Source organism: Arthrobacter sp. SRS-W-1-2016 (assembly GCF_002009585.1).
GTDB lineage: Bacteria > Actinomycetota > Actinomycetes > Actinomycetales > Micrococcaceae > Arthrobacter > Arthrobacter bambusae_A.
On sequence record NZ_MTPV01000054.1, the window covers coordinates 1 to 24,221 of the forward strand.

General features: G+C 63.4%; 17 protein-coding genes and 1 tRNA gene. 9 read left to right on the plus strand and 9 right to left on the minus strand.

Translation table 11 applies throughout. From position 1 onward, the window contains the following. Positions 1-406: 406 nt before the first annotated feature. The 3 genes from BMF89_RS13395 to BMF89_RS13405 all read left to right on the plus strand — a co-directional run bounded on the left by BMF89_RS13395 (position 407) and on the right by BMF89_RS13405 (position 3,676). Entirely contained in the window at positions 407-1,975 is a 1,569-nt protein-coding gene (locus BMF89_RS13395) for an NCS1 family nucleobase:cation symporter-1 (RefSeq protein WP_078107605.1), read from the plus strand. Positions 1,976-2,130: 155 nt separating this feature from the next. Further along, entirely contained in the window at positions 2,131-2,889 is a 759-nt protein-coding gene (locus tag BMF89_RS13400; protein ID WP_078107606.1) for an aspartate/glutamate racemase family protein, read from the plus strand. Positions 2,890-2,911: 22 nt separating this feature from the next. Continuing rightward, positions 2,912-3,676: an SDR family oxidoreductase gene (locus tag BMF89_RS13405; RefSeq protein WP_253190816.1), complete on the plus strand. Its 765-nt coding sequence runs from the start codon at positions 2,912-2,914 to the stop codon at positions 3,674-3,676. On the opposite strand, the gene BMF89_RS13410 is transcribed toward BMF89_RS13405, so the two are convergent. Further along, a complete protein-coding gene (locus BMF89_RS13410) occupies positions 3,673-4,584 on the minus strand; it encodes a glutaminase (RefSeq protein ID WP_078107608.1) in 912 nt (303 codons plus the stop codon). The genes BMF89_RS13405 and BMF89_RS13410 overlap by 4 nt on opposite strands. A 5-nt stretch (positions 4,585-4,589) precedes the next feature. Continuing rightward, positions 4,590-6,206, minus strand: coding sequence for a helix-turn-helix domain-containing protein (locus BMF89_RS13415; protein WP_253190817.1), 1,617 nt, complete (start codon positions 6,204-6,206; stop codon positions 4,590-4,592). A 272-nt stretch (positions 6,207-6,478) separates the two neighbouring features. Between BMF89_RS13415 and BMF89_RS13420 the strand changes: the two genes are divergently transcribed. From BMF89_RS13420 to dctA, 3 genes are all read left to right on the plus strand, one after another. Continuing rightward, complete coding sequence (locus tag BMF89_RS13420; protein WP_078107609.1) at positions 6,479-8,077, plus strand: amino acid permease; 1,599 nt, start codon at positions 6,479-6,481, stop codon at positions 8,075-8,077. A gap of 104 nt (positions 8,078-8,181) precedes the next feature. Next, on the plus strand, positions 8,182-10,962 hold the full coding sequence (locus tag BMF89_RS13425; RefSeq protein ID WP_078107667.1) for a beta-eliminating lyase-related protein: 2,781 nt from the start codon (positions 8,182-8,184) through the stop codon (positions 10,960-10,962). Positions 10,963-11,080: 118 nt separating this feature from the next. Next, positions 11,081-12,571 carry a C4-dicarboxylate transporter DctA gene (dctA, locus tag BMF89_RS13430; RefSeq protein WP_078107610.1) on the plus strand — a complete coding sequence of 497 codons (1,491 nt, stop codon included), beginning with the start codon at positions 11,081-11,083 and terminating at the stop codon, positions 12,569-12,571. Between the two features lie 60 nt (positions 12,572-12,631). Here the strand turns inward: dctA and BMF89_RS13435 are convergent, their stop codons facing one another. From BMF89_RS13435 to BMF89_RS13445, 3 genes are read right to left on the minus strand one after another with little or no spacing between them, the layout of a single operon-like run. After that, positions 12,632-13,042 (minus strand): sterol carrier family protein, encoded by a 411-nt coding sequence (locus tag BMF89_RS13435; protein WP_078107611.1) that lies wholly within the window; start codon positions 13,040-13,042, stop codon positions 12,632-12,634. Between the two features lie 15 nt (positions 13,043-13,057). Beyond that, entirely contained in the window at positions 13,058-14,074 is a 1,017-nt protein-coding gene (locus tag BMF89_RS13440; RefSeq protein WP_078107612.1) for an asparaginase, read from the minus strand. A gap of 36 nt (positions 14,075-14,110) precedes the next feature. Continuing rightward, entirely contained in the window at positions 14,111-15,688 is a 1,578-nt protein-coding gene (locus BMF89_RS13445; protein WP_078107613.1) for a molybdopterin-dependent oxidoreductase, read from the minus strand. Positions 15,689-15,926: 238 nt separating this feature from the next. Here BMF89_RS13445 and purD point away from each other — a divergent pair, with 238 nt between their 5' ends. Together purD and BMF89_RS13455 are read left to right on the plus strand one after the other, a co-directional pair. Beyond that, a complete protein-coding gene (purD, locus tag BMF89_RS13450) occupies positions 15,927-17,237 on the plus strand; it encodes a phosphoribosylamine--glycine ligase (RefSeq protein ID WP_078107614.1) in 1,311 nt (436 codons plus the stop codon). Positions 17,238-17,240: 3 nt separating this feature from the next. Continuing rightward, positions 17,241-18,176, plus strand: coding sequence for a phosphoribosylaminoimidazolesuccinocarboxamide synthase (locus BMF89_RS13455; RefSeq protein ID WP_078107615.1), 936 nt, complete (start codon positions 17,241-17,243; stop codon positions 18,174-18,176). A gap of 61 nt (positions 18,177-18,237) precedes the next feature. Here BMF89_RS13455 and BMF89_RS13460 read toward each other — a convergent pair whose 3' ends face one another. After that, positions 18,238-19,524, minus strand: coding sequence for a helix-turn-helix domain-containing protein (locus tag BMF89_RS13460; protein WP_078107616.1), 1,287 nt, complete (start codon positions 19,522-19,524; stop codon positions 18,238-18,240). A gap of 138 nt (positions 19,525-19,662) precedes the next feature. On the opposite strand from BMF89_RS13460, the gene BMF89_RS13465 reads away from it, so the two are divergent. Beyond that, positions 19,663-19,926 (plus strand): hypothetical protein, encoded by a 264-nt coding sequence (locus BMF89_RS13465; RefSeq protein ID WP_059389476.1) that lies wholly within the window; start codon positions 19,663-19,665, stop codon positions 19,924-19,926. Between the two features lie 296 nt (positions 19,927-20,222). Here the strand turns inward: BMF89_RS13465 and BMF89_RS13470 are convergent. The 3 genes from BMF89_RS13470 to BMF89_RS13480 all read right to left on the minus strand — a co-directional run bounded on the left by BMF89_RS13470 (position 20,223) and on the right by BMF89_RS13480 (position 24,027). After that, positions 20,223-20,299 (minus strand) — tRNA-Pro (locus tag BMF89_RS13470). An 84-nt stretch (positions 20,300-20,383) separates the two neighbouring features. Beyond that, positions 20,384-22,201 carry an ABC transporter ATP-binding protein gene (locus tag BMF89_RS13475; RefSeq protein ID WP_078107617.1) on the minus strand — a complete coding sequence of 606 codons (1,818 nt, stop codon included), beginning with the start codon at positions 22,199-22,201 and terminating at the stop codon, positions 20,384-20,386. Then, a complete protein-coding gene (locus BMF89_RS13480) occupies positions 22,198-24,027 on the minus strand; it encodes an ABC transporter ATP-binding protein (RefSeq protein ID WP_078107618.1) in 1,830 nt (609 codons plus the stop codon). Before BMF89_RS13480 ends, BMF89_RS13475 begins: the two co-directional genes overlap by 4 nt. Positions 24,028-24,221 lie beyond the last annotated feature (194 nt).

Below are 24,221 nucleotides of genomic sequence, written 5' to 3' on the forward strand. Positions count from 1 at the left end.
ACGATCAGGCAGCTGGGAAGTCAACCCGCTAAGGATGTGTGAGGTCTCTTCTCCTGCAGCCACGTCCAACCTCTCTTCATTGAATGTCTGGGCGCTTGCACTGTGGTGCGCGCTGAAACGTGCATAGAAATTTCGTATTGTGAGAATAAAATTCTGTAATTCGAGATTAGCCATGCGTTCGCCAAGCGTCAATCCAGCGCCGCGGAGACTAGTGCCCACGGGACTCCGTGGCCCCGATGCTGCCATTTGTGACCGCCTTGGGAGCGGAGCCCTTGACCAAAGGTGACCTAGCTCATACAGTTATTTCACTATTCAATAACTAGATTCCACGATGCGAAAAGCTTCAACTCCTCTCACGGCGTCTCGGAACCCTAGTTGCAGCACCACAAAGAAGTGGAGATCCACGATGCAATCGACTCCCCCAGTCGGCGTCACAACGGCTCCGGAGCAGACCATCCTGCCAGGCAGTTCGGTCCATCCGTCCGTAGGAAATGAAACCCTCTGCGATGTAGCGTCCGTCGCAGCAGGCCGCGCCATCAGCCCCAGCCTCTATAACCTCGACCTCGCCCCCACCAAGAAGGAGGGCAGGCGCTGGACCAGCTACAGCATCTTCACCCTCTGGGCCAACGACGTTCACAGCCTTGGCAACTACGCTTTCGCGATCGGCCTCTTTTCGCTTGGCCTGGGCGGGTGGCAAATCCTCGTGGCCCTTGGCATCGGCGCGGTCTTGCTGTTCACCCTCTTGACCTTCTCCGGATTCATGGGCCAGAAGACCGGCGTCCCCTTCCCTGTGATGAGCCGGATCAGCTTCGGCATCCGGGGCGCCCAGCTGGCCAGCCTCGTCCGTGGCGCGGTGGCCATCGCGTGGTTCGGGATCCAGACCTACCTTGCCTCCGTGGTGCTCCGCGTCATGCTTGTCGCGATGTTCCCCGGCCTCAAGGACATGGACGCCAACTCGATCCTTGGGCTGTCCACGCTTGGCTGGATCGCCTTCGTCTCGCTCTGGATTGTCCAGTTGGTCATCGTCAGCTTCGGCATGGAAATGATCCGCAAGTACGAGGCCTTCGCCGGGCCCATCATTCTCGCCACCATGCTGGCCATTGCCATCTGGGTCTTCGTGGAGGCCGGGGGCGCCATCCAGTGGTCCGGCATCAAGGGCCTGGAAGGCGGCGAGATGTGGCGCACGATCTTTGCCGGCGGCGCCCTCTGGGTCTCCATCTACGGCACGTTCGTCCTGAATTTCTGTGACTTCACCCGGTCCTCGGTGTCCAAGAAGTCGATCGTCCGCGGCAACTTCTGGGGCATCCCCATCAACATGCTCCTGTTCGGCGCAATCGTGGTCATCATGGCCGGCGGCCAGTACAAGATCAACGGCAAGATCATTGAAAGCCCCTCGGACATCGTGCAGAGCATCCCCAACACGCTCTTCCTCGTCCTGGCCTGCCTTGCGTTGCTGATCCTGACCATCGCAGTGAACCTCATGGCGAACTTCGTTGCACCTGTCTACGCGCTCACCAATCTCTTCCCCAAGCACCTGAACTTCCGCAAGGCAGCCTGGGTGAGCGGTACCATCGGCCTGATCATCCTGCCGTGGAACCTTTACAACAACCCGCTGGTGATCGTGTACTTCCTGGGTGGACTCGGCGCGCTGCTCGGCCCGCTGTTCGGCGTCGTCATGGCCGACTACTGGCTGGTGCGCCGCGGCAAGGTCAACATTCTTGACCTTTACACGGACCATCCTTCGGGCACGTACTTCTACAAGCGCGGCGTCAACCCCCGGGCGATCGCCGCAATGGTTCCGGCCGCCGTCGTCGCCGTCCTCATTGCCTTCGTTCCCGCACTCGAGGCCGTGGCACCGTTCGCCTGGTTCTTCGGCGCAGGCATCGCAGCGTTGTGCTACTACTTGTTCGCGGACAAGAAGCAGCAGCACACCGACGTCTCCGGCGAGCCGATCGCCGTCGTCAGCAACCACTAATACTCAACTGGTCCCCACCGCCACCCTCGCCTCGCAAGCTCGGCCAGGGAACCCTGGCGGTGTGGGCCCACGCAGTTGTTGTCGTTTCGCCCGTCAAAACGACAACAACTGCGAGTCAGTTGGGCTAACCGGGCAACCCCATCCAGGAGGAACACATGCGCATCCTCGTCGCAAACGTCAACACCACCCAATCCATGACCGACTCCATCGCAGCCCAGGCGCGGAGCGTCGCGGCTCCCGGCACCGAGATCATCGGCATCACCCCGCGGTTCGGCGCCGATTCCTGCGAAGGGAACTTTGAAAGCTACCTCGCCGCCATCGCCGTGATGGACCGCGTGGTCAACTACCCCGAACCGTTCGACGCCGTCATCCAGGCCGGCTATGGCGAGCACGGCCGCGAGGGACTCCAGGAGCTCCTCGACGTTCCGGTGGTCGACATCACCGAGGCCGCGGCCAGCACCGCGATGTTCCTCGGCCACAAATACTCCGTGGTCACCACCCTGGACCGCGCGGTCCCGCTCATCGAAGACCGACTCAAGCTCGCCGGGCTGGATGCCCGCTGTGCCTCCGTCCGCGCGAGCGGCATGGCAGTGCTGGAACTCGAGGAATACCCGGACCGCGCAGTCGAAGCCATCGTGGAACAAGCTGAACGAGCCGTGCGTGACGACAAAGCGGAGGTCATCGTCCTCGGCTGCGGCGGGATGGCAGGACTCGACGAACAGATCCGCCAACGCTGCGGCGTTCCGGTGGTGGATGGTGTCGCAGCCGCGGTGCCCATCGCCGAGTCGCTCGTCCGCCTGGGACTGTCCACGTCCAAGGTCCGGACCTACGCCACCCCGCGCCCCAAGACCGTCATAGGCTGGCCCCTGACCACCACGGACACGACGACGGCGGATGCTCCCGCCGCGCGCTAAGCCCGACAAACAGGAGGACCGCGTGAGCGAAACCACCCCTACCCGGCCCCGGGTCGCCGTCGTCACCGGAGCCGGCTCCGGGATCGGGCGGGCAGTCGCCCGGCTTCTGTTGGCGGAGGGCTACCGTGTTGCCCTTGCGGGACGGCGGGAAGCGCAGCTTCTGGAGACCGCTGACGGCCACCCTGCGGCGCTCGTGGTGCCGTGCGATGTCACAGTGCCCGACGACGTCGCGCGCCTTTTCGAAGCGGCCCGCCAACGCTGGGGAAGGGTTGATGTCCTGTTCAACAATGCGGGCATTTTCGGCCCCTCCGGCGGCGTGGACGAGATCAGCGTGGCCGATTGGAATGCCACGCTGTCCGTGAACGTCACAGGCTCCATGCTGTGCGCGGCCGAGGCCGTGCGGACCATGAAGTCCCAGGAACCGCAGGGCGGGCGCATCATCAACAACGGCTCCATCTCTGCCCATTCGCCGCGGCCATTGTCCGTCGCGTACACCGTGAGCAAGCACGCCATGAGCGGCCTGACCAAGAGCATTGAGCTGGACGGGCGTCCGTATGGCATTACCTGCGGGCAGATCGATATCGGCAACACCCGTACCGAGATCATGGACACCATCGGCGTGGGCTCGGGGGCGCTCCAGGCCGATGGAAGCAGGCGCGTGGAGCCGATGTTTCCCGTGGAGGATGCCGCCCGCGCGGTCCTTATGATGGCGAACATGCCGGCTTCGGCCAATGTCGGTTCGGTGGTGGTGACCGCGGCGGGGATGCCGTTCGTGGGCCGCGGCTAGAAGATCGACCAGCCCGTGCGGGTGGTGAACTCATCGAGAGCGGCAACGCCCGCGAGTGAATTCCCGGATCGCCCCAGGCCCGGGCTCCAGACGCAGATGGTGCATTTGTTGGGTACCACGGCCACAATGCCGCCGCCCACCCCGCTCTTGCCCGGGAGTCCCACGCGGTAGGCGAATTCGCCCGCGGCGTCGTAGGTCCCGCATGTGAGCATCACGGCGTTGATTCTCTTGGTCTGGGACGGGGACAAAAGCGCCGTGCCGTTCCCGCGCAATCCGTTGTTGGCCAGGAACCTGCTCGCGAGGGCCAAGTCGGTGCAGCTCATTTCGAGCGCGCACTGGTCAATGTAAGCCTCGAGGACCGAGTCCACGGGGTTTTCGAGGTTTCCGTAGCTGGCCAGGAAGTGTGCCAGCGACGCGTTGCGGTGACTGTTCGCCGCTTCCGAGGCCGCCACCACCGGGTCGGCATCGATCGAGTTGTTGCCGCTTTCCTGCCGAAGCAATTCCCGGACGGGAGATGGCGAGCTCCCCACGATGCTCAGCAGCCTGTCGGTGACAACCAGGGCGCCGGCGTTGATGAACGGATTCCGCGGAATTCCGTCTTCGTGTTCCAGCTGCACCAGGGAATTGAACGGATTGCCGGAAGGCTCCCGGAACACCCGCTTCCAGATCCTGTCGCCATCGCCGGCCAGCACCAGGGCAAGGGCGTAAACCTTCGAAATGCTTTGGATGGAGAAAGGCACGTCAGCGTCTCCGGAGGAGAACACGTCGCCGTCGGAGGTTGCCACGGATATGCCGAATTGCTGGGTATCCACCGCGGCCAGGCTCGGGATGTAGTCTGCAGGCGCTCCTTGGCCGAGCAAGGGCTGGACCGTGCCGACGATGTCTTCAAGGAGATTCTGGAGATCCATGTTTCTTAGTTCCGTCCTTCGGAGTAGGTCCACAGCCTGAGCTGAAGATGAGCGAGCAGACGTTGCTCTGCGGAGTGGAGGTCGATGCCCGCCACTTCGCACGCACGCCTCAGGCGGTAATGCACCGTATTCCGGTGGACGGCCAGTTCCTCCGCGCACCGGTTCACATCGCCGAAGAATTCAAGGTAGGTCAACAGCGTTGTGGCGAACTCGGGGTATCGGTTGCACAACACGGTGATGCCCCCGTGCCGAAGGTCGGTCCTCGACGCCAGAAGCTCCAGCAATTCCTTCGTCAAAACGGTTGTTTCCACGTCGGCGTAGGACGCCACATGGATTAAGGGTGTGCTTTCCAGGACCTTCAATACACTGCGGACATGCTCCAGCGTGCCATGCAATGCGTCGAGGCGTTCGACGACGGGTCCGACGGCGGCCTGCACCTGGCAGTGCAGGTGGACCCTTGCATCCCGGACAATGAGGTTGATGAGGCGGTTGATGGCCGGCGGGGACTTCACTGGGTCAAGATCGGGAAGAATCATGGCTATTTCCAGGCCGATCGCTCCCACCACGGCACCTGGTCGGTAGGCCGCCGCATGGATCGATGCCACATTCGCCAGCTCGCCGCGCCGCAGTTGCAGGCCCGCTGCGGACTCGTCGTCGCCTTTGGCGGAAATCAGGACGAGCGCTGCCGGCTTGGATGGATCGATGCCCGCGGACTGTGCCTGGGAGTGGATCTGCGGAGTGCCGCTGAGCAGGCTGGAGATCCTGTCGCGCCGCAGTGCCTGGGACTGTTCGTTGCGGTGCCGGACCAGTTCTATCGCCGCGTGCCGTGCAGCTCCGACCATGAGCTGGTCCGTGTTGGGAGCGAGGGGTTCCTTCCCTTCTTGAAGCCAGATGTACCCCAGGATCCTGTTGCCCGCGTGGATACCGATGGCCACCCGTTCCCGTAGACCTTCTGTCGGGTTGGCTTCCATGTGGATGGGAGCTTCGGCCGCTTGCAGGTGCTTATAGACCCCGGACTCTTTCAACAGTTTTTGGTAGCGTTCGGGTCCACGCCGGGCCAGGATGGAGAGCCTGCGGAGTTCATCGACGTCGTTTGAGGCCGGTGAATACGCCAGGACGCGGTTTGCGGGATCCTCAATGACGACGTGGCCATTGGTCAGGGTCGCCGTGGTCTGGGCGATCGCAAAGAGATCCCGGTGCATGATCGTGGACGCATCCGTGGAAAGTGCTGGCTCCTGGATGCGGTCCTTGGCGATACTCTCCAGCGTGCCCCAGCTCATTGTGGGAGACACGGCAATCAGGCCGATTCCAGTGGGAAGCAGCATTTCCCGGACGGCGTCCAGTTCCTCCTCGCTCCCTTTGACCGCGACGGCGGCGGGGTAGTCCGGAATCAGCTTCCGGATGCTCGGCAGTGCCGCGCGACCCCGGACCCCGATCAGCAAGACCAAGCTCCCGCGTTGGACGGCCGTCTCGTCCTCGGCGTCCACGATCACGGTTTCACGAACCGTGCCATTGTCCATTCCGGGAGGAACCAGCAGCTGCCCGTTGTCGACGCCGATGTCTTCAAGTATGTCGCTGAGCATGGCGCCAATGACATGCTCAGCAGATTCAAGGGGTGCCACCCGTATTCACTTCCTCTAAGCGGCTTAGCCGCGCTCACAGCCATGAACATTACTCGCACTCTGGCGGAACGAAGTTGTTATTGGCGCACAACGGGGATCCGGCGAATTTAGCTGGCCAGACAGTTCCTTCCCTTCCGCCGGAACCTAGAGTTGTTTTCCGTCCCTCCGCTGATGATCCAGCAGTGCAGCTGTGATCCAACACTCAAGCCGGGGGACAAGTTCTGGAGCATGCAGCCGCACCCGCGGAACCGGAGTCAAAGGAGACCCCTGGAATGAAACGCACACTGAACTCGCCTGCGCCGAGCCCGATCGCCGGGGCTCGGATTGCCGGGCTTGATCCCGCTGATTCGCTGGAAAACAACCGGGAGCTTCTTGGCGACCGTTCAACTTCGGCGCAGGACTTTTCGAGCGAGGAGGCCGGGTACCACAAGACGCTCAAACCACGGCAGATCCAAATGATAGCCATCGGGGGAGCGATCGGAACGGGCCTTTTCATGGGGGCAGGTGGCCGGTTGAACGGTTCCGGCCCAGCCTTGATCTTCGTTTACGCCCTTTGTGGGTTCTTTGCATTCCTGATCCTGCGCGCCCTCGGCGAGCTGGTTCTCCACAGGCCATCCTCGGGTTCGTTCGTGTCCTATGCCAGGGAGTTTTACGGCGAGAAGATGGCCTATGCGGCCGGCTGGCTGTACTTCCTCAACTGGGCCATGACGTCGATTGTCGATGTCACGGCCGTGGCGCTTTACGTCAAGTTCTGGGGGCAATTCTGGGAGCCGCTGCAAACAATCCCGCAATGGCTTATCGCACTTTGCGCCCTTGTCGTTGTCCTGGCCCTGAACCTCGTTTCCGTGAAGATCTTCGGTGAGATGGAATTCTGGTTCGCGCTGATCAAGGTGACCGCGCTGGTAGCCTTCCTCGTCGTCGGGGTCTGCTTCATCGTCTTTGGTGGGAAGACCGACATCGGCGTTCCAGGGCTGGGCGTGATCCTGGACCACGGCGGAGCTTTCCCGACCGGTGCCGTAGCACCCTTGCTGGCGATCAGCGGCGTCGTGTTCGCGTATGCCGCGATTGAACTAGTTGGTACGGCTGCAGGCGAAACTGCCAACCCGGAAAAGGTGATGCCCAAGGCCGTCAACACGGTCGTCTTCCGGATTGCGCTCTTCTATGTCGGTTCCGTGGTGCTGCTCTCGCTGCTCTTGCCATTCACTGCGTACAAATCCGGCGAATCGCCCTTCGTCACCTTCTTTTCCCATCTCGGAGATCCCCATGCCGCGGCCGTTTCGGCATCGGTGATGAACTTCGTCGTCCTGACAGCGGCCCTGTCGAGCCTCAACGCCGGCCTCTATTCCACGGGCCGGATCTTGAGGTCGATGGCGGTCAATGGCTCCGCGCCACAGTTCACCGCCAGGATGAGCAAATCGGGGGTGCCGTTTGGCGGCATCCTGCTGACAGCCGTGATTACTCTGCTTGGCGTCGGCCTGAATGCCCTGGTCCCGTCCCAAGTGTTCGAGATCGTTCTCGAGGTCTCTGCGATCGGAATCATCGGCGGCTGGGCAACCATCATCCTGTGCCACATCAGGCTTCAGGCCTGGGTCAGGCTCGGCAAGGCCGTTCGCCCGTCTTTCCGGCTCTTCGGAGCCCCCTTCACCTCATACCTCACGCTCGCCTTCCTTGCCTTCGTTCTTGTCACGATGGGCTTCTCGGAGACGGGGCGCTGGGTCCTTGCTTCCCTTCTGCTCCTGATACCCCTGCTCATTGCCGGCTGGTTCGCTTGCCGCAAACGCATCCTGGAGGCAGCCGAGGCCCGGCACGGCCACACTGGCGACCTTCCCGTCGTCGCCGGTTCCTTCTCCCAGGGCGGCCAACGCTCCTGATGCACAACGAATTGATGGAAAGCGGAACCACTTTGCCCGGCATCACGCCCCGAAACAGTAGCGCCACCCTGACCACGCAAACCACTCCGACCAAGCGAAGGCACGTGAACAGCCAACTTCCAAGGCAGGACATCCGGACGCCTAGCAGCGCGTGGCGTTCGCGTGCTGACGCGTGGGAGTTTCTCGGGTACGCGTTCAAGCAGCTGGCAAAGGGCGGACCGGGAATGCAGTCGCGCTCCGGACTGCAGGACCAAGCCGTCCAGGCGCTGCGCCTTCTTCAGGCCATGGAACTGTATTGGGCGTCGCCGGGGCTCGCCGCGTTGGCGCCGCTACTGGACTGCATGGATTCGGGTGATTACAACGCCGGATTGGACATGATCCGCGGGATGGCCCACCTGATGCCTTCCGCGGGACCGGGACCAGCCGGTCCGCGCCCAGCCAGCCCGGGACCGGTCAGCCCGGATCGCGTCGGCCCGGAATCAGGGCAGCCCGGGGCGGAGCGCTCCATTCCGGGTGTTCAGGACGAAGATTCCCGGGAGCGACGGCCTGCAAGGGAGCGTCCCCGGTTCGATGTCCTGTTCGTCGACGACATCACTGAAAAAGAAGCCGATGCGCTGAAGGCGGAATTGCTGGCCCAGCGGAGGCCGTCCGATGCCTTCATCTATGAACTCATCGTAGTTCCCAGCTACGAGGATGCGCTGGTTGCCTTGATCCTGAACCCAGCCATCCAAGCGTGCATTCTCCGCCCGGGATTCAGCATCGCCAGCAGCCAGCCGCTTGGCCGCGACCTGAGGAACTACCTTGCCTTCCTCGTGGGCCCTGAACTTGCCGGCATGCCACCGCTGGGCAGGTTCCTCAGCCTTGCCGAGCAGATCTCCGAATTACGCCCCGAACTGGATATGTACCTGGTAGCCGGTGTGGCCATGGAGAGCCTCGCGGGCTCCCTGACGAAGCGGTTCCGGAGGATTTTCCGCAGGCAGGACAATCTCGACCTGCACCTGTCGCTGTTGTCGGGTGTTGCCGAGCGCTACCGGACCCCGTTTTTCGCCGCGCTTCAGGAATACAGTCGGCGGCCGGCCAGCGTCTTCCACGCCTTGCCGATCTCCCGCGGTGGCTCGGTGGGCAATTCGCCCTGGATCCGCGACATGGCCGATTTCTACGGCATGAACCTCCTCTTGGCCGAGACGTCCGCGACGTCGGGAGGCCTCGATTCGCTGTTGGATCCGCACGGATCGATCAAGGAGGCCCAAGACTTGGCGGCGAGGGCTTTCGGTTCCCAGAAAACCTTCTTCGTCACAAATGGAACGTCCACCGCCAACAAGATCGTCCATCAGTCCATCCTTGCTCCAGGGGATGTGGTCCTCGTCGACCGCAACTGCCACAAATCACATCACTACGCTTTCGTCCTCGCCGGAGCCCGGGTTTCCTACTTGGACGCCTACCCACTGGACAAATTCGCCTTCTACGGTGCCGTACCCTTGGCCACGATCAAGGCCCGGTTGCTGGCCTACCGACGTGCCGGGCGCCTGGATGAAGTCAAGATGATCACACTGACCAACTGCACCTTCGACGGCATCGTCTATGACGTAGAACGCGTCATGGAAGAATGTCTCGCCATCAAACCGGACCTGGTCTTCCTTTGGGACGAGGCCTGGTTCGCCTTCGCCCGGTCCCACCCTGTCTTTCGGCGCAGGACGGCCATGGCCGCGGCGAGGAAGCTTGAGGCCTCATTCAGTGATCCCGGCTATGCCGCCAGGCACGCCGAACAAGCGACATCGCTCCACGACCCGGTGACGGGCGCGCCCGCCGATGATGAACACTGGCTGAAGACCCGGCTTATTCCGGATCCAGTGAAAGCGCGGCTGCGCGTCTACGCCACGCAGTCCACCCACAAGACCCTCACCTCGCTACGTCAGGGATCCATGATCCATGTCTTCGACCAAGACTTCAGCGAGCATAACCAAGAGTCATTTCGCGAAGCATATATGACCCACACCTCCACGTCGCCCAATTATCAGATCCTTGCTTCGCTCGACATCGGCCGCCGCCAGGTGGAGCTTGAGGGTTTCGGGCTGGTTCAGAAACAGGCGGATCTGGCAACCATCGTTGCCCAGGCAGTGGCCCGCCACCCCTTGCTGAAGAAATACTTCCGGGTCCTCACGTCGAGGGACCTTATTGCGGCGCCCTATCGGGAAACCGGCAGTGCCATGCCGCTCCGGGATGGGCTGGCTGCACTGGCCGACGCCTGGCTGCACGACGAGTTCGTCGTCGACCCCAGCCGCCTCACGCTGGACATCAGCCGGACAGGGATCGACGGCGATACTTTCCGGCACCGGTACCTCGCCGACAAGCACGGCATCCAAGTCAACAAGACGTCCCGGAACACCGTGCTCTTCATGACCAACATCGGCACCTCCCGCAGCGCGGTTGCCTACCTGATCGAAGTCCTTGTCAAGCTGGCCGAGTCCTTCGACGAGGAACAGCCGGCGCGGAAAACGGCAGACGAAGGTCTCGCCGCGGGCCTCACGGGAACCACTCCGCCGTTGCCCGATTTCAGCAGCTTCGCGGACCGCTACCGGTGCGATCCGCTCAGTCCTGATGGGGACATCCGTGCCGCCTATTTCGAGAGCTACAAGGATGGATCAACCACCTACCTGTCCGCCGGAGACCTCAAGGCCAGGATCGCGGAAGGCGGGGAAGTTGTTTCGGCCGGATTCGTCACACCCTACCCTCCGGGCTTCCCCATCCTGGTCCCGGGCCAGGTCATCACCAGCCAGGCGCTGGAGTTCATGGAGGCTCTCGATACGCGGGAAGTCCACGGCTTCGACCCACTTCGTGGGTTCAGGATCTTCGCGGACGAGGCGGTCGAGGACGCGCAGCACTGAATCCATACATTCCACATTGTGAAATTTGAATTTCCCCTTGTGGAATCGTGTGAGCGGGATTACATTTGAAAACAACCCCGAAATCAGGGGCTGTTCCCAAACTGATTGGTTCAGATCAATGAAGATCCCAGACTCTGCGGCGCTGAAGGCGAGTTCGGCCCCGCGGAAGAAGAAGCCACTGTACAAGTCGCTCTTCTTCCAAATTCTGATCGCCGTCGTCGCAGGTGTACTCATCGGCCATTTCTGGCCGAACATCGGGTCCACCCTCCGGCCACTGGGCGATGGTTTCATTCAACTCATCAAGATGATCATCGCCCCGCTGATCTTCCTCGTGATCGTCACGGGCATCTCGGCAGTGGGCGACGTCAAGGCGGTCGGAAGAGTCGGGGTCAAGGCCCTCCTGTACTTCACCGGCGCCACGCTTTTCGCATTGGTCTTCGGCCTGATCGTCGGAAACCTTGTCCAACCGGGTGCCGGACTCCATATCGATCCCAACTCACTTTCGCAGGATGCCCTGAAAGCCCAGACCGGGAATGCGGCGCCCAAGGATGCCGCTTCCTTCATCCTCGACGTGATCCCCACCAGCGTCATCGGAGCATTCGCGAACAATAGCCTGCTCCAGGTCCTCTTCTTCTCGGTCTTCTTCGGCGCGGCCATCGTCGTCATCGGGCGCGAGCGTTGCCTCCCGGTCATCAGCCTCATGGAAACCGTCCTGGAACTGGTCTTCAAGATCATGTCCTGGATCATGAAGGTGGCACCCATCGGCGCATTCGGTGCCATGGCGTACATCATCGGCCAGTACGGGCTTGACACGCTTGGGACCTACGCACTCCTCATCGCCTGTTGCTATGGGGCTGCCATAGTGTTCATCGCCCTGCTGTTCCTGGTGGCGTGGAGCTTTGCGAGGGTGCCGCTGTGGCAATTCCTGAAGTACACCCGGGAAGAGTTCCTCCTGGCACTCGGCACGGCATCCACGGAGTCTGTCCTCCCTCGCATCATGACCAAGCTGACGAACGCGGGTTGCTCCCGGGCCACCACCGGTTTGGTGGTCCCCACCGGCTACTCGTTCAACCTCGACGGCGCCGCGATCTACCTCTCGATTTCCCTGCTGTTCCTGGCCCAGGCCTTCGGCCACCACCTTGACCTCGGCCAGCAGTTGGCCGCCCTGGGCGTCCTGCTGCTGACGTCCAAGGGCATGGCGGGCGTACCCGGCTCCTCGTTCCTGGCACTTTCCGCGACGGCGGCTGCCCTCGGCATCTTCCCGGTTGCCGGCGTAGCGCTGCTCCTGGGTGCCGACCGCCTCATGGACTCCATGCGCGTCGTCGTGAACCTCATGGGCAACTGCGTAGCCACGTTTGTGGTGGCTAAATGGGAGGGCCAGTTTGACCGCGACGTCATGGTCCGCGCCTTCCGGGGCGAAATCACCAACGAGGACTCCGCCATCATGCTCGGCGCCGTGGACGTGTTCGAAGCGCAGGAACTCGAACGGATCAGCGAAGGACGCGAACCCTCCCCGAAGTTCAGTGGCGGCCCGAATCCCGATGCGGTTCCGCAGTTCGAGATGAGCAAGCCCGGCCAGCACCAGAGCCCCTCCGTCAGCCCGGACTGAGCACCACGCGCCATCCGCAACAGATCGCCCCACGGCGCCCCCGTGGGGCGATCTGTTTGCTTAGGGGCTTGCGAAAAGCGGCAGCAGCTCCGCCAAGTCCGCGCGCAGGCCCGACGCGGCTACCCGGCCGGCGTCGACGGCTGCGGACCACGCCAAACGGCCGGTGACCATCGCGAGCCAGGTGGCGGCGTCGCACTCTATGACGTTGGGTGGGGTGCCCCGCGTGTGCCGCGGGCCCTCCACGCACTGCGTGACGCCGAACGGCGGGACCCTGACTTCCACCGAATTGCCCGGGGCCCGGGCGGTCAGTTCTTCCAGCGAGTAACGCACCGCCGTGGCCAGCACGGCGCGCGACGGCGACATCCCCGGCCCGGCTTCTTGTCCCGCAGTTTCCTGCCCGACGGCGGCCTGCCATGCGGCGAGTGCCGCGCGGCCTTCCTCAAGGTCGATCCGGCGTCGTGCAATTGCCATGGTCCGTAGTTCCAATCAGTCCAGCAGCGCCGAAACGGCATGGCCGAGGCGGATCCTGCCCACCGAGTGGCCGCCGCCGAGGACGGGCTCCACGACTTTTTCGAGCACGCTAGAGACGCCGGGAATGTCCACAGCGCCCGCAACAGCCAGAAGCGTGAGCCCGACCAGAGTGGCCGCGCGGGGATTCCCGTCGAGGATCTTCACCGCGACAGAGGCGCCTGTGGGGGTTGCCAAGACCAGGACACCTTCCGCGCCGCCCTTGGCGAGCACTTCGAGTTCGTCCATGACGATGGTGTTCGCCTCGCCGCGGCCTTGCACTGCCCACGGGTAGTCCAGCATGGACGTGGCAATGGTGGCCGCGCGGGCGTTGGAGCTCTTGTCCCGCGGGGCCCGGGCCAAGCGTGAATAGGCCCGGGCCAGCCCGGTCAGGGAAATCGCGGCGACGGGTGCACCGCAGCCATCGATGCCCAAGTGGGCGATTTTCTCGTCGCTGTATTCCTCGATCACGGACCGCACGCGCTGCTGCAACGGATGGTTGGGCTCCAGGTAACTGTGGGTGTCCCAGCCGTTCTCGGTGCAGGCCCAAAGGAACGCTGCATGCTTGCCTGAACAATTGAAGGCCAGTTTGGACTTGCCATGCTCTGAACGGATCAGCCAATTGCGGGCGACCTCGTCCTGCGGCCATGCCGGGGGGCATTGCAGTTGCTCTTCCCGGACGCCGGCCGCCTTCAGCATGCCTTCCACCACGTCCATGTGGTCCAGCGAGCCCACATGGCTGGCGCAGGCCAAAGCCACCTGGGCGCCGCGGAGCGGTACGCCCGACTGCATTGACGCGAGGGCCTGGAAAGGCTTGAGCGCGGAGCGGGCGTAGATGGGCGTGGTGATGTCGCCGAGCCGGGTCACAACGGAGCCGTCAGCGGAAAGAACCACGGCGGAACCGATATGGCGCGATTCGATGAAGCCGCTGCGCTCGATCACTGCCAGTTCGACGGCGGACTCAACGCTGAAGGTTTCATGCGAACTCAAGGGCATGATGCAAGTCTAGGGTGAAGAAACCGTCTTCCCGGGCTACTCCACGGTCACCATGACGGACTGCCATCCCGAGGCGCCGTCAGGCACGGGATCCGCCCGCTTTTCAGTCTGCAGTTCGCCTGTTCCGTCGGTGGCCCGGACCTTGATGTAGTGGGGTCCGGGAGTGGCGTCCCAGTTGTAGGACCACTGGCGCCACGTCACAACAGACGCCTCCGCGGCAAGGGTGGCTTCCGCCCACGGGCCGTTGTCGATCTGGATCTCCACCTTCTTGATGCCACGGGTCTGGGCCCAGGCCGTGCCACCCAACGCGACCCTGCCGGCCGGAACCCTGGCGAAGGACTTGGGTACTTCCACGCGGGCCATGGTCTTGATGGGACCCCGCTCGGACCAGCCGCGGGTGGTCCAATAGGCTTTGCTGTCGGCAAATCTGGTGACTTCCAGGTCAACCACCCATTTGGTTGCGGAGACGAAGCCGTAGAGGCCGGGAACCACCATGCGCACGGGGTAGCCGTGCTCCAGCGGGAGGGGTTCGCCGTTCATGCCGATGGCCAGGATGGCGTCCCTCCCGTCCTGGAGCACGTCCAGTGGAGTGGAGGCGCTGAAGCCGTCGATCGAGGTGGAGAGGACCATGTCCGCTCCGGGCTTGGGCCGGGCCTGTTTGAGCGCATCGCGGATGGGCATGCCCAACCATTTGGCGTTGCCTGCCAGGTTTCCGCCCACGGGGTTGGACACGCAAGTGAGCGATACGTGGGTTTCTATCAGTTGGGCGTCGAGCAGATCCTGGAAGCTCAGCCGGACCTCTTGTTCCACCAGCCCGTGGATTCGCAGTTCCCAATCCTGGACGTTGATTTCCGGCACGCTCAAGGCGGTGTCGATCCTGTAGAAGTCCTTGGCCGGGGTGAGCCAGGGGGTGACTCCCGGCGTCGGGGACTGGACGCCCGCGGGGACCGGAGCAGCCGCCCGGGCCGGAGCTGGAAGTTTCAGCGAATCCCGTGCCTTCGCCACATTGCTGCGCGCGGCGCTGAGGAACCGGCCGCCGCCGGCAGCGATGGCCGCTGCGGCAACGGTAATGCCGGTAGCGGCGAAGAAGGTTCGGCGCGTGGTGGCGGGACGTTCGAGGCCTTTGGCGGCGGTGTCGGCCGGGGCGTCAGGGAAGGACCGCAGGCGCCAGAGCCGGGCCACCAAGAAGCGGAGCACGATGAGTCCGGCCACTGTCCCGATCAGGCTCGGTATGGAATCCACGGGCTTCACGCTGGCCCGGGTCACCACGGCACCCACAATCACTGCGCCCATGCCCAGCACGCCCAACACGCCCAGGGCCCAATTGCGAAAGGCAACGACGCCCAGCACGCATGCGAGCACGAAGATGGTCAGGCCCATGCCGACGAACAGGGCGGCTTTGTCATTGGTTCCGAACGTGGTGACGGCGAAGTCCTTCATCCACGGCGGCGTGAAGTCGATGAACGTAGAACCCAGCGCAATCACGGGAGTAGCCCGGGCCGTGAAGAAGGCGCCGATCAGTTCCGCAACGGAAAGTACGACGGCGGCGGCGGCCACCCCGGCCAGTGCAGCCAATACGGTGGGTCCCCTGAGCCAGTTCCTGAGCTTCTTCATGCAGGTTGTTCGTAGCCGGAAGCCCCCGAGATGGGTTGGACATGCTCCGTCTTGGTGCCCGCGGCCTGGAAGGGACATGCTCCGCGTTGGTCCTCAGGAGTGGACATATCAGTGTTATGTCCGTTGCTCGTAGCGAAGGGTGGGCATGTCCGGTGGTGGAGGCAGCAGAAGAAGGGGCATGTCCAGTGGTGGAGACAGCTTAGGAGTCCTGCCCCCGCACAAAGTACCCTTGAAGACTGTGAAGGTACTCGTCATTGGCCCCGGCGGCCGCGAACACGCAATTGTCCGCTCCTTGCTCAAGGATCCCAACGTTTCCGAGGTCCACGCGGCTCCGGGAAACGCGGGCATCGCCAAGCTGGTCCCCACGTACGCGATCGACGGGAACAACCCCGGCGCCGTCGCGGCGCTTGCTGCGAAGCTCGCGGTTGACCTGGTTGTTGTCGGGCCGGAGGCTCCGCTCGCGGCAGGCGTATCCGATGCTGTCCGCGAAATCGGCATTCCGGTCTTTGGCCCCAGCAAGGCCGCTGCGCAGCTCGAAGCCTCCAAAGCGTTCGCCAAGGAAGTCATGGCCGAAGCCGGCGTGCCCACCGCCATGGCCCGCGTGGCAACAAACGCCGCAGAGGCTGCTGACGCGCTGGACACTTTCGGCGCTCCGCATGTCGTCAAGGATGACGGATTGGCTGCAGGCAAGGGCGTTGTGGTCACCAATGACCGCGAGGAAGCACTCGCCCACGCCCAGGCATGTTTCGACGCCGGTGGAACCGTGGTGATCGAGGAGTTCCTCGACGGACCCGAGGTTTCCCTGTTCGTGCTGTGCGACGGCCGCACCACGGTGCCGCTGTCCCCGGCGCAGGACTTCAAGCGGATCTTCGACAATGACGAAGGCCCCAACACCGGTGGCATGGGGGCTTACACCCCTCTCGACTGGGCACCTGTTGGCCTGGTCCAGGAAGTCATCGACCGCGTCGCCCAGCCCACCGTGGACGAGATGGCCAGCCGCGGAACTCCGTTCGTCGGCGTCCTCTACTGCGGCCTGGCCCTGACTTCCCGCGGCACGCGCGTCATTGAATTCAACGTCCGCTTCGGCGATCCCGAAACGCAGGCCGTCCTGGCCCGGCTCAAGACCCCTCTCGGTGCCCTCATGCTGGCAGCCGCGAAGGGCGAACTGGACCAGGCCGAAGAGCTGCGCTGGTCGAAGGAGTCGGCCGTCGCCGTCGTCGTCGCCGCTGAAAACTACCCGGACGCGCCCCGCACCGGGGACCGCATCCGCGGCCTGAACAAGGTAGACGCGCTCGAAGGCGTCCACGTCATCCACGCCGGCACCAAGCTGGACGAAGAAGGCCGGATTGTCTCCGCCGGGGGCCGCGTGCTGGCCGTTGTGGCGTTGGGAACGGACCTCGTGGAGGCCCGCGAGCGGGCTTACGACGGCGTGGAGCTGGTCCAGCTCGACGGCGGACAGTTCCGTACCGATATCGCCGGCAAGGCAGCGCGCGGCGAGATCCATGTGGTCTCCCCGGCCACCGGCTCCATCCCGAATGTGAAGGCCTGAACCATGTCCGAAAGCAACGTCAACGGCCTGCAGACCGAGACCCTTGACCTCCCGGGGTGGAAGCACTTCTACTCGGGCAAAGTCCGCGACCTCTATGTTCCGGCCGATGATCTCGAGGGGGCCGCATCTGGCCAGGACCGCGTGCTGGTGGTGGCGAGCGACCGGATCAGCGCCTACGACCACGTTTTGAGCAGCGAGATCCCGGACAAGGGCCGGGTCCTCACCCAGCTGAGCCTGTGGTGGTTCGAACAGCTTGGCGTGGAGCACCACGTCCTTGCGTCCACGGCCGCCGAGGGAGTGCCCGAGGAAGTCGAGGGCCGCGCGATGATCTGCAAGCGGTTGGAGATGTTCCCCGTGGAATGCATTGCCCGCGGGTACCTCACTGGCTCCGGCCTGGCCGAGTACCGCCAATCGGGCACGGTCTGCGACATCCCCCTTCCGGAAGGCCTGGTTGACGGCTCGCGCCTTGATCACGCCATCTTCACGCCTTCTGCCAAGGCTGAAGTCGGCGAGCACGACGAGAACATCACCTACGACGACGTCGTCGCGATGGTGGGCGACGATATCGCAGCGCGCCTGAGTGAACTCACGATGAAGATCTACACCCGAGCGGAAGAGATCGCCCGCGGCCGAGGCATCATCCTGGCCGACACGAAGGTTGAGTTCGGCATCGATGTCACCACGGGCGTCATCACCCTGGGCGATGAGGTCCTCACGCCGGATTCCTCGCGTTTCTGGGACGCTTCCACGTACGAGCCAGGCAAGGCGCAGCCGTCGTTCGACAAGCAGTTTGTGCGTGACTGGCTGACTTCCGCGGAATCGGGCTGGGACCGCTCGAGTGACGCCCCGCCGCCCGCGCTGCCGGCCGACGTCGTCGAGAAGACGCGTGCCCGCTACGTGGAGGCTTACGAAAAGCTGACCGGTCGGACGTTCGTCTGACTCGCAGTTGTTGTCGTTTAGACGCGTCTAAACGACAACAACTGCGAGGTAGTTGGGTTCGTTAGCTTGCGCGGGAAGACTGCGCGCTGCCGCCATGGCCCGACGCCGCCCGACGTTCCGCGAGCCGGATCTCCAGCACGGAGTCCATGGCCTGCTGGACGCGGTCTGCCGCTCCGGCAGCAGTGAAGTCGCGTTGGGCTTCTTCGAGATGAACCAATGCGTCGGTGTTTTCACCGGCGGCCTTGAGGGCCTTGCCGAGGAGGAAAGCGACTTCGCCTGCAGTGTGCCGGGCGAGGACGTCGCGGTCCGCGTGGATTTCACGCAACTTGGTGATGGCGGCAGGGATGTCGCCCGTCAGGTAGAGCCAGCGGGCGCGGATGAAGGCGACTTCCAGCTGGTCGGTCTTGTTTCCGCCAACAATCGACAGGGCGAGTTCGGCACGTTCGATGGCCGAGAGCGTCTCCGGCTCAACGATTCCCGAGGAGAGCCGGACTGCCGCCGATGCCTTGTTGAAGCGCGCCCACAGCTCAATATCATTGGCGGGGGAGAGCAGCTTCGCGGCACGCTCGTGATGCTTGATGCCTTCCACGTAGTCGTGCCGCATGAAGGCCACGTTTCCCACCACCCAGGCCACTTCTCCTGCGAGCTGCGACATCGAATGGTCGTCCATCTGGTTGTTCATGGCCTGGCAATACGTCCAGGCCTCGTCCAACCTGCCGCTCTCGGCCAATGCTCCGATCAGCGCCCGGTGCGCACCGATGATCAACGTTGAGCCTTTGGGCAGCTGCTCGGACAGCCTCACGGCTTCCTTGGCGTGCTCGACGGCGGTGGCCAGCTGCCCTTGTCCGTGGCAGACAGCGGCAAGCATCTGCCGGGCACGGACGCCCAGGCCGGCGGATTCCGTAGCCATGGGATGTTCCAGCAGATGCTGGATGATCTGCTGGCATTCCTTCAACTGCCCTTGCTTCATGAGGCATTCCGCCTGCATGTAGGTCATGTTCCACCAGGCGCTGGTGTTCTTTGCCTCGAGCGCGATTTGGGCGGCGGTTGAGGCATGGCTTGCGGCAAGCGGGTAGTCCCTGAGGTCCCAGGCTTGCCGGGCGTACAGCCCCGCGAGCACGTATTCGGCGTCACTGACGGATACGGGCTGGCTCCAGGCTTCCAAGGCTTTTGGTGCCAGTTCCAGGCGGCGGGCGAGTTCTTCAATGACTTCGGCCGTGGGCTCCCGCCGGCCGGTTTCGAGAAGTGAAATGTAGCTGGGTGAGTAAAGGTCCCTGCCCAATTCAGCCTGGGTCAGCCCACGTTCGAGCCGTTCGGCACGGAGCTTTTCTCCGAATCCGTTCCCCACAGGTTCCTCCTAGAGGCTTGTCTTTGCGCCGTCTTTCCGCCTAAAGCTTGACAGTCGCTGTGGAAAACATTTTACAATGAATGTCAACAGGGACCGCGTAATTTCCGTAACGAATCCGACTCGCATTGAGGAAAAATTATGTTGAAGAAGATTGCTGCAGCAGTGGCCTTGGCCGGCGCTCTTGCATTCTCCGCCGCGGCGCCAGCCGTGGTTTCCGCAGCCCCTGTGGCAGACACCGTCAGCACGGTGCTCAGCATTGGTAACTGGCCTGACCCGATGAGGGTTTCACAGGCAATCGGTAACTGGCCCGACCCGATGGGCGTGGTCTCCCAAGCTATCGGTAACTGGCCTGATCCCATGCGGGTCTCGCAGGCTATCGGTAACTGGCCCGATCCCGTGTAGGTGAGGCTCGACGGCGGCTCCCGGAGGTCATGGTAGCCGCTGGATAATTCAAATGAAGTGAAGAAGTCCCCGGTTGTCGGAAATCGACACACCGGGGATTTCTTTTGCGCGAAGAGCCGCCCGGGCCGTGATATGGCCCCCGAGTCATTGTGTCGGGGTTGTTAACAACACTTGTCTCTAAACCCTGGGCAGCTGAGGAAAACCGGTCAGGGGAATGTTTCTTGCGATTTTCGGGAGGGCGGAAAGGCTCGTTAAATAAAGTAGAAGGCCTTCCGAGTGGAAGGCCTTCTACCATTTGGTCGGGATGACAGGATTTGAACCTGCGACCTCTTCGTCCCGAACGAAGCGCGCTACCAAGCTGCGCTACATCCCGATCCGCTGCGAAAGCAACTGTTCAAGAATAGCCGATCCCTCCCCGGATGCGAAATCGAGAGGCGCCCCTGAGGGAACGGCAGCCTCAGACCAGCGAGTCCTTCCAGGCGCCGTGCAAGCGGGCGAAACGTCCGCCGCCGCCGATGAGCTCGGCCGGTGTGCCGTCCTCCACGATGAGTCCCTCGTGCACCACCAGCACCCGGTCCGCGGTCTCCACAGTGGACAGCCGGTGGGCGATGATGATGGCGGTCCGTTCGGAGTCCGTGCCGGACAACAAGCTGCTCAGGCCGGCCTGCACCAGCCGTTCGGAAGGGATATCAAGCGATGATGTCGCCTCGTCGAGAATGAGTACTGCCGGTGCCGCGATGAACGCCCGGGCGAAGCCGATCAATTGCCGCTGCCCCGCTGAGACCCGGCCACCGCGCTTGTTGACGTCGGTGTCGTATCCGTCCGGCAGCGCCGAGATGAAGTCGTGTGCGCCCACTGCCCGGGCAGCTTCTTCAATCTCCGCACGGGTGGCTTCAGGCCGTCCCAAGGCGATGTTGTCCGCGACCGAGCCGCTAAAGAGGAAGGCCTCCTGGGTGACCATCACGACGGCGCGGCGCAGGTCCGCCGTCGAGAGCTCCCTAAGGTCGACGCCGTCGAGGGTCAAGGATCCTTCGGTGACGTCGTAGAAGCGGGCGATGAGCTTGGCGAAGGTCGATTTGCCGGCGCCGGTCTGTCCGACGAGCGCTATGGTCTGTCCGGCGGGAATGTGAAGGTCAAGTTTGGGAACAACCACCTTGCCGTTGCCGTAGCCGAACTCCACGCCGCGGAAGTCGATTTCGCCGCGGGCATGGGGCAAGGGCACAGGGTTCTTGGGCGGCCGGACGGTGGGGACTTCTTCGAGCAGGCCCGAGACCTTCTCCAGCGCAGCCTGGGCGCTCTGGAAGGAGTTGTAGAACATGGCCATCTGGTCCACGGGCTGGAAGAAGCGCTTCGTTGAAAGGATCAGTGCCAGGAGCACGCCCACTGCCAGGTCTCCGGAGAGCACCCGGAAGCCGCCGAACAACAGGACCACTGCCACGCACACGTTGCCGATCAGGACCAGGCCCGGTTGGAAGATGCCATTGAGGTTGATTGAGCGGACCGTGACTTTTCGGTAGTCCTCGGAGAGTTCGGCGTAGCGTTGGGCGTTCTCGGGTTCCTTGCGGAATGCCTTGATGGCCCGGATACCGGTCATGGTCTCCACGAAGTGCACAATCAGCCTCGCCGATACCACCCGCGATTCGCGGAAGGCGATCTGCGAGTGCTTCTGGTACCAACGGGCCAGGAAGTATGCGGGTACGCCCGTGGCGAGCATGAGCAGCCCGCTGCGCCAGTCGAGCGCAAATACCGTAAATGCCGTGAAGAGCATGAACAGGATCCCGGAAGCCAGGGAGCTGACGCCCGAATCGAGGAGTTCACGCAGCGCTTCAAGGTCTGAGGTCTGGCGTGCGATGATCCGGCCCGAGGTGTACTTCTCGTGGAACTCCAGGCTGAGCCGTTGGGTGTGCCGGAAGACCCGCAGCCGAAGATCAAGCAGCATGGATTGGCTCAGCTTCGCCGTGGAGGTCACGTAGAGGGCCGTCAAAATCGCCGTGGCGACGGCCGCCGTCAGATAGAGGACGCCGGCCAGGACCACGGGCATGTTGTTTCCGGCGAGCAACGAGGGCAGTGCGTGGTCGATGCCGAAAGCGATGATCGTCGGCCCGGCCACCCGGGTGGCCTGGGAGAGCACCACCATGCCGAGCGTGAGCCAGAACCGCAACCGCACCGGGCGGATGAGTGACCCCAGCAAGGTTACCGACCGCCGTCGTACTGCTTTGCTGTCGCTGCGGCTCAGGTGGGCGTTGTCTTCATTGGCGGTTCCGAACGTGCTCATCGGCGGCCCTCCCCGGCTTGGTCCATGTGCTGTTCCGAGTCCAACTCGTGTTCCAGCTCGTCGAGTTCGAGGTCGAGGTCCTTCGGACCCGCGTCGAGGCTCGCGATCACATAGCGGTAGTGTGCGTTGTTGGCCAACAGTTCCGTATGGGTCCCGACGGCGGTGATCTTTCCGTTTTCGAGCAGCGCCACCCGGTCGGCCAAGGCAACGGTCGACGGCCTGTGCGCGACGATCAGCGTGGTGGTGTCCCGGAGGACTTCGCGGAGCCTGGCCGTGACGAGTTCCTCGGTGTTCACATCCAGGGCGGAGAGCGGATCATCCAGCACGAGGATCTTGGGCTTGGCTGCGATGGCCCGGGCAAGCGCGATGCGCTGCCGCTGGCCGCCGGAAAGGCTCAGGCCTTCTTCGCCGATGAGGGTCCCGACGCCTTCGGGCAGCGAATACGCGAAGTGCGCCTGCGCGACGTCGAGCGCTTCCTCAAGGGCTTCCTCGGACGTGTCGGGCGCGCCGAGCAACACGTTGTCCCGGACCGAGCTGGAAAACAGGGTGGTGTCCTCGAAGGCGACCGCCACAATGGACCTCAGCTGCTCGACGCTGAAGTCGCGGACATCCACGCCGTCAATGGTCACGGATCCTTCGTTCACGTCATAGAGCCGGGGGACCAGCTGGAGCAGGGCGCTCTTTCCGCTGCCGGTAATGCCCACAAGTGCCATGGTTTCGCCGGGATTGATGTCCAGGGTGATGTCTTGCAGGAGCCGTGAGCCGTCGTCGAAACCGAACGCGGCGCCTTTGAAGCTCAATGCCCCGCGCAGTTCCTTGGGTGTCCTGGGGTTCGCCGGACTGGTGATCGTATTGGGCGTGTCCATGACCTCGAAGTGGCGGTCGAGGGCGGTCTTTGCGGTCAAGGCCATGGCCAGGAGGGTCCCCGAGAATTCAACCGGTGCCGCCACAACCGCCGCGGTGCCGAAGAACGCTACGAGGGAACCGATGCTGAGTTGGCCCGTGGAGACAAGCAGGACGCCCGCCACGAGCCCGACGCCGAGCGCCAGCTCGGGCAGCAGCGTCACCACCAGCGTGAAGGTGGCTTGGTGCTTGGCTTTGGCTATCTCGGTCTGCCTCAGCTCCTCGGCCTGCTCGTTGAAGTTCTCCAGCGCTTCGCGGCTGCGGCCGAACGCCTTGAGTACGCGGATGCCGTGAACGGACTCCTCAACCGTGGTGGCGAGGTCGCCGGCCTGGTCCTGGCTCAGCCGGGTGACCTGGCTGAACCGGCGGCGGAAGCGGAAGGAATAGATCATGATGGGCACGGCGGCGGCGAGGAAGATCAAAGCCAGCTGCCAGCTCATCGCGAACATCACCCCGACGCCGATCACCACCGTCAAGGTGGTCACCACCAGCATGATTGCGCCGAACGCCATCCAACGCCGGAGGAAGTTCAAGTCCGTCATGGCGCGGGACAGGAGCTGCCCGGAACCCCAACGGTCGTGGAAGGAAACGGTGAGATCCTGCAGATGCCCGTAGAGGGACACCCGCATCCTCGATTCCACGGTGGTTGCGGGATTGATGACGAACTGCCGCCGCAACGCCACAAGCCCGGCTTCTGCGATGCCGAGTGCCAGAACCACGGCCGCGGCGGTCCAGACGGCGTTGGTGGGGCCGCCGGGGTGGAGGGAGCCGTTGATCAGTACCCGCAGCACCTGCGGGATGGCAAGCGCCATGATGCTGGCCAGCAACGCGCTGACCAACCCCATGAAAAGCCTGGGGAGGATCGGTCTGACGTGGGGGTAGAGACGTTTGATCGAGGTGAAGAATGAAGTCTGTTTGGCCATGCCCGCTTCTCAACAGCTTTGTCCCGGCGTTCCGCGCCTTCCCGGCGCGACGCACGGAGGTAGTTTCCTGTAGCAACTACCCTATGTCATCGCGTAACGGGATTCACAGCACCATTGCGTTCCGTGATAGGAGGCATTGGGAGCGGCTCCGCGCCGGACATGCCCGGCTTTCGAATGCTTGCCCGCCCCCGGAC

Coding starts and splice junctions, on each gene's coding strand:
- BMF89_RS13475 (WP_078107617.1), bottom strand. CDS start 22,201: ATGAGCACGTTCGGAACCGCCAATGAAGACAACGCCCACCTGAGCCGC.
- BMF89_RS13445 (WP_078107613.1), bottom strand. CDS start 15,688: ATGAAGAAGCTCAGGAACTGGCTCAGGGGACCCACCGTATTGGCTGCA.
- BMF89_RS13395 (WP_078107605.1), top strand. CDS start 407: ATGCAATCGACTCCCCCAGTCGGCGTCACAACGGCTCCGGAGCAGACC.
- BMF89_RS13400 (WP_078107606.1), top strand. CDS start 2,131: ATGCGCATCCTCGTCGCAAACGTCAACACCACCCAATCCATGACCGAC.
- dctA (WP_078107610.1), top strand. CDS start 11,081: ATGAAGATCCCAGACTCTGCGGCGCTGAAGGCGAGTTCGGCCCCGCGG.
- BMF89_RS13440 (WP_078107612.1), bottom strand. CDS start 14,074: ATGCCCTTGAGTTCGCATGAAACCTTCAGCGTTGAGTCCGCCGTCGAA.
- BMF89_RS13455 (WP_078107615.1), top strand. CDS start 17,241: ATGTCCGAAAGCAACGTCAACGGCCTGCAGACCGAGACCCTTGACCTC.
- BMF89_RS13410 (WP_078107608.1), bottom strand. CDS start 4,584: ATGGATCTCCAGAATCTCCTTGAAGACATCGTCGGCACGGTCCAGCCC.
- BMF89_RS13465 (WP_059389476.1), top strand. CDS start 19,663: ATGTTGAAGAAGATTGCTGCAGCAGTGGCCTTGGCCGGCGCTCTTGCA.
- BMF89_RS13435 (WP_078107611.1), bottom strand. CDS start 13,042: ATGGCAATTGCACGACGCCGGATCGACCTTGAGGAAGGCCGCGCGGCA.
- BMF89_RS13480 (WP_078107618.1), bottom strand. CDS start 24,027: ATGGCCAAACAGACTTCATTCTTCACCTCGATCAAACGTCTCTACCCC.
- BMF89_RS13420 (WP_078107609.1), top strand. CDS start 6,479: ATGAAACGCACACTGAACTCGCCTGCGCCGAGCCCGATCGCCGGGGCT.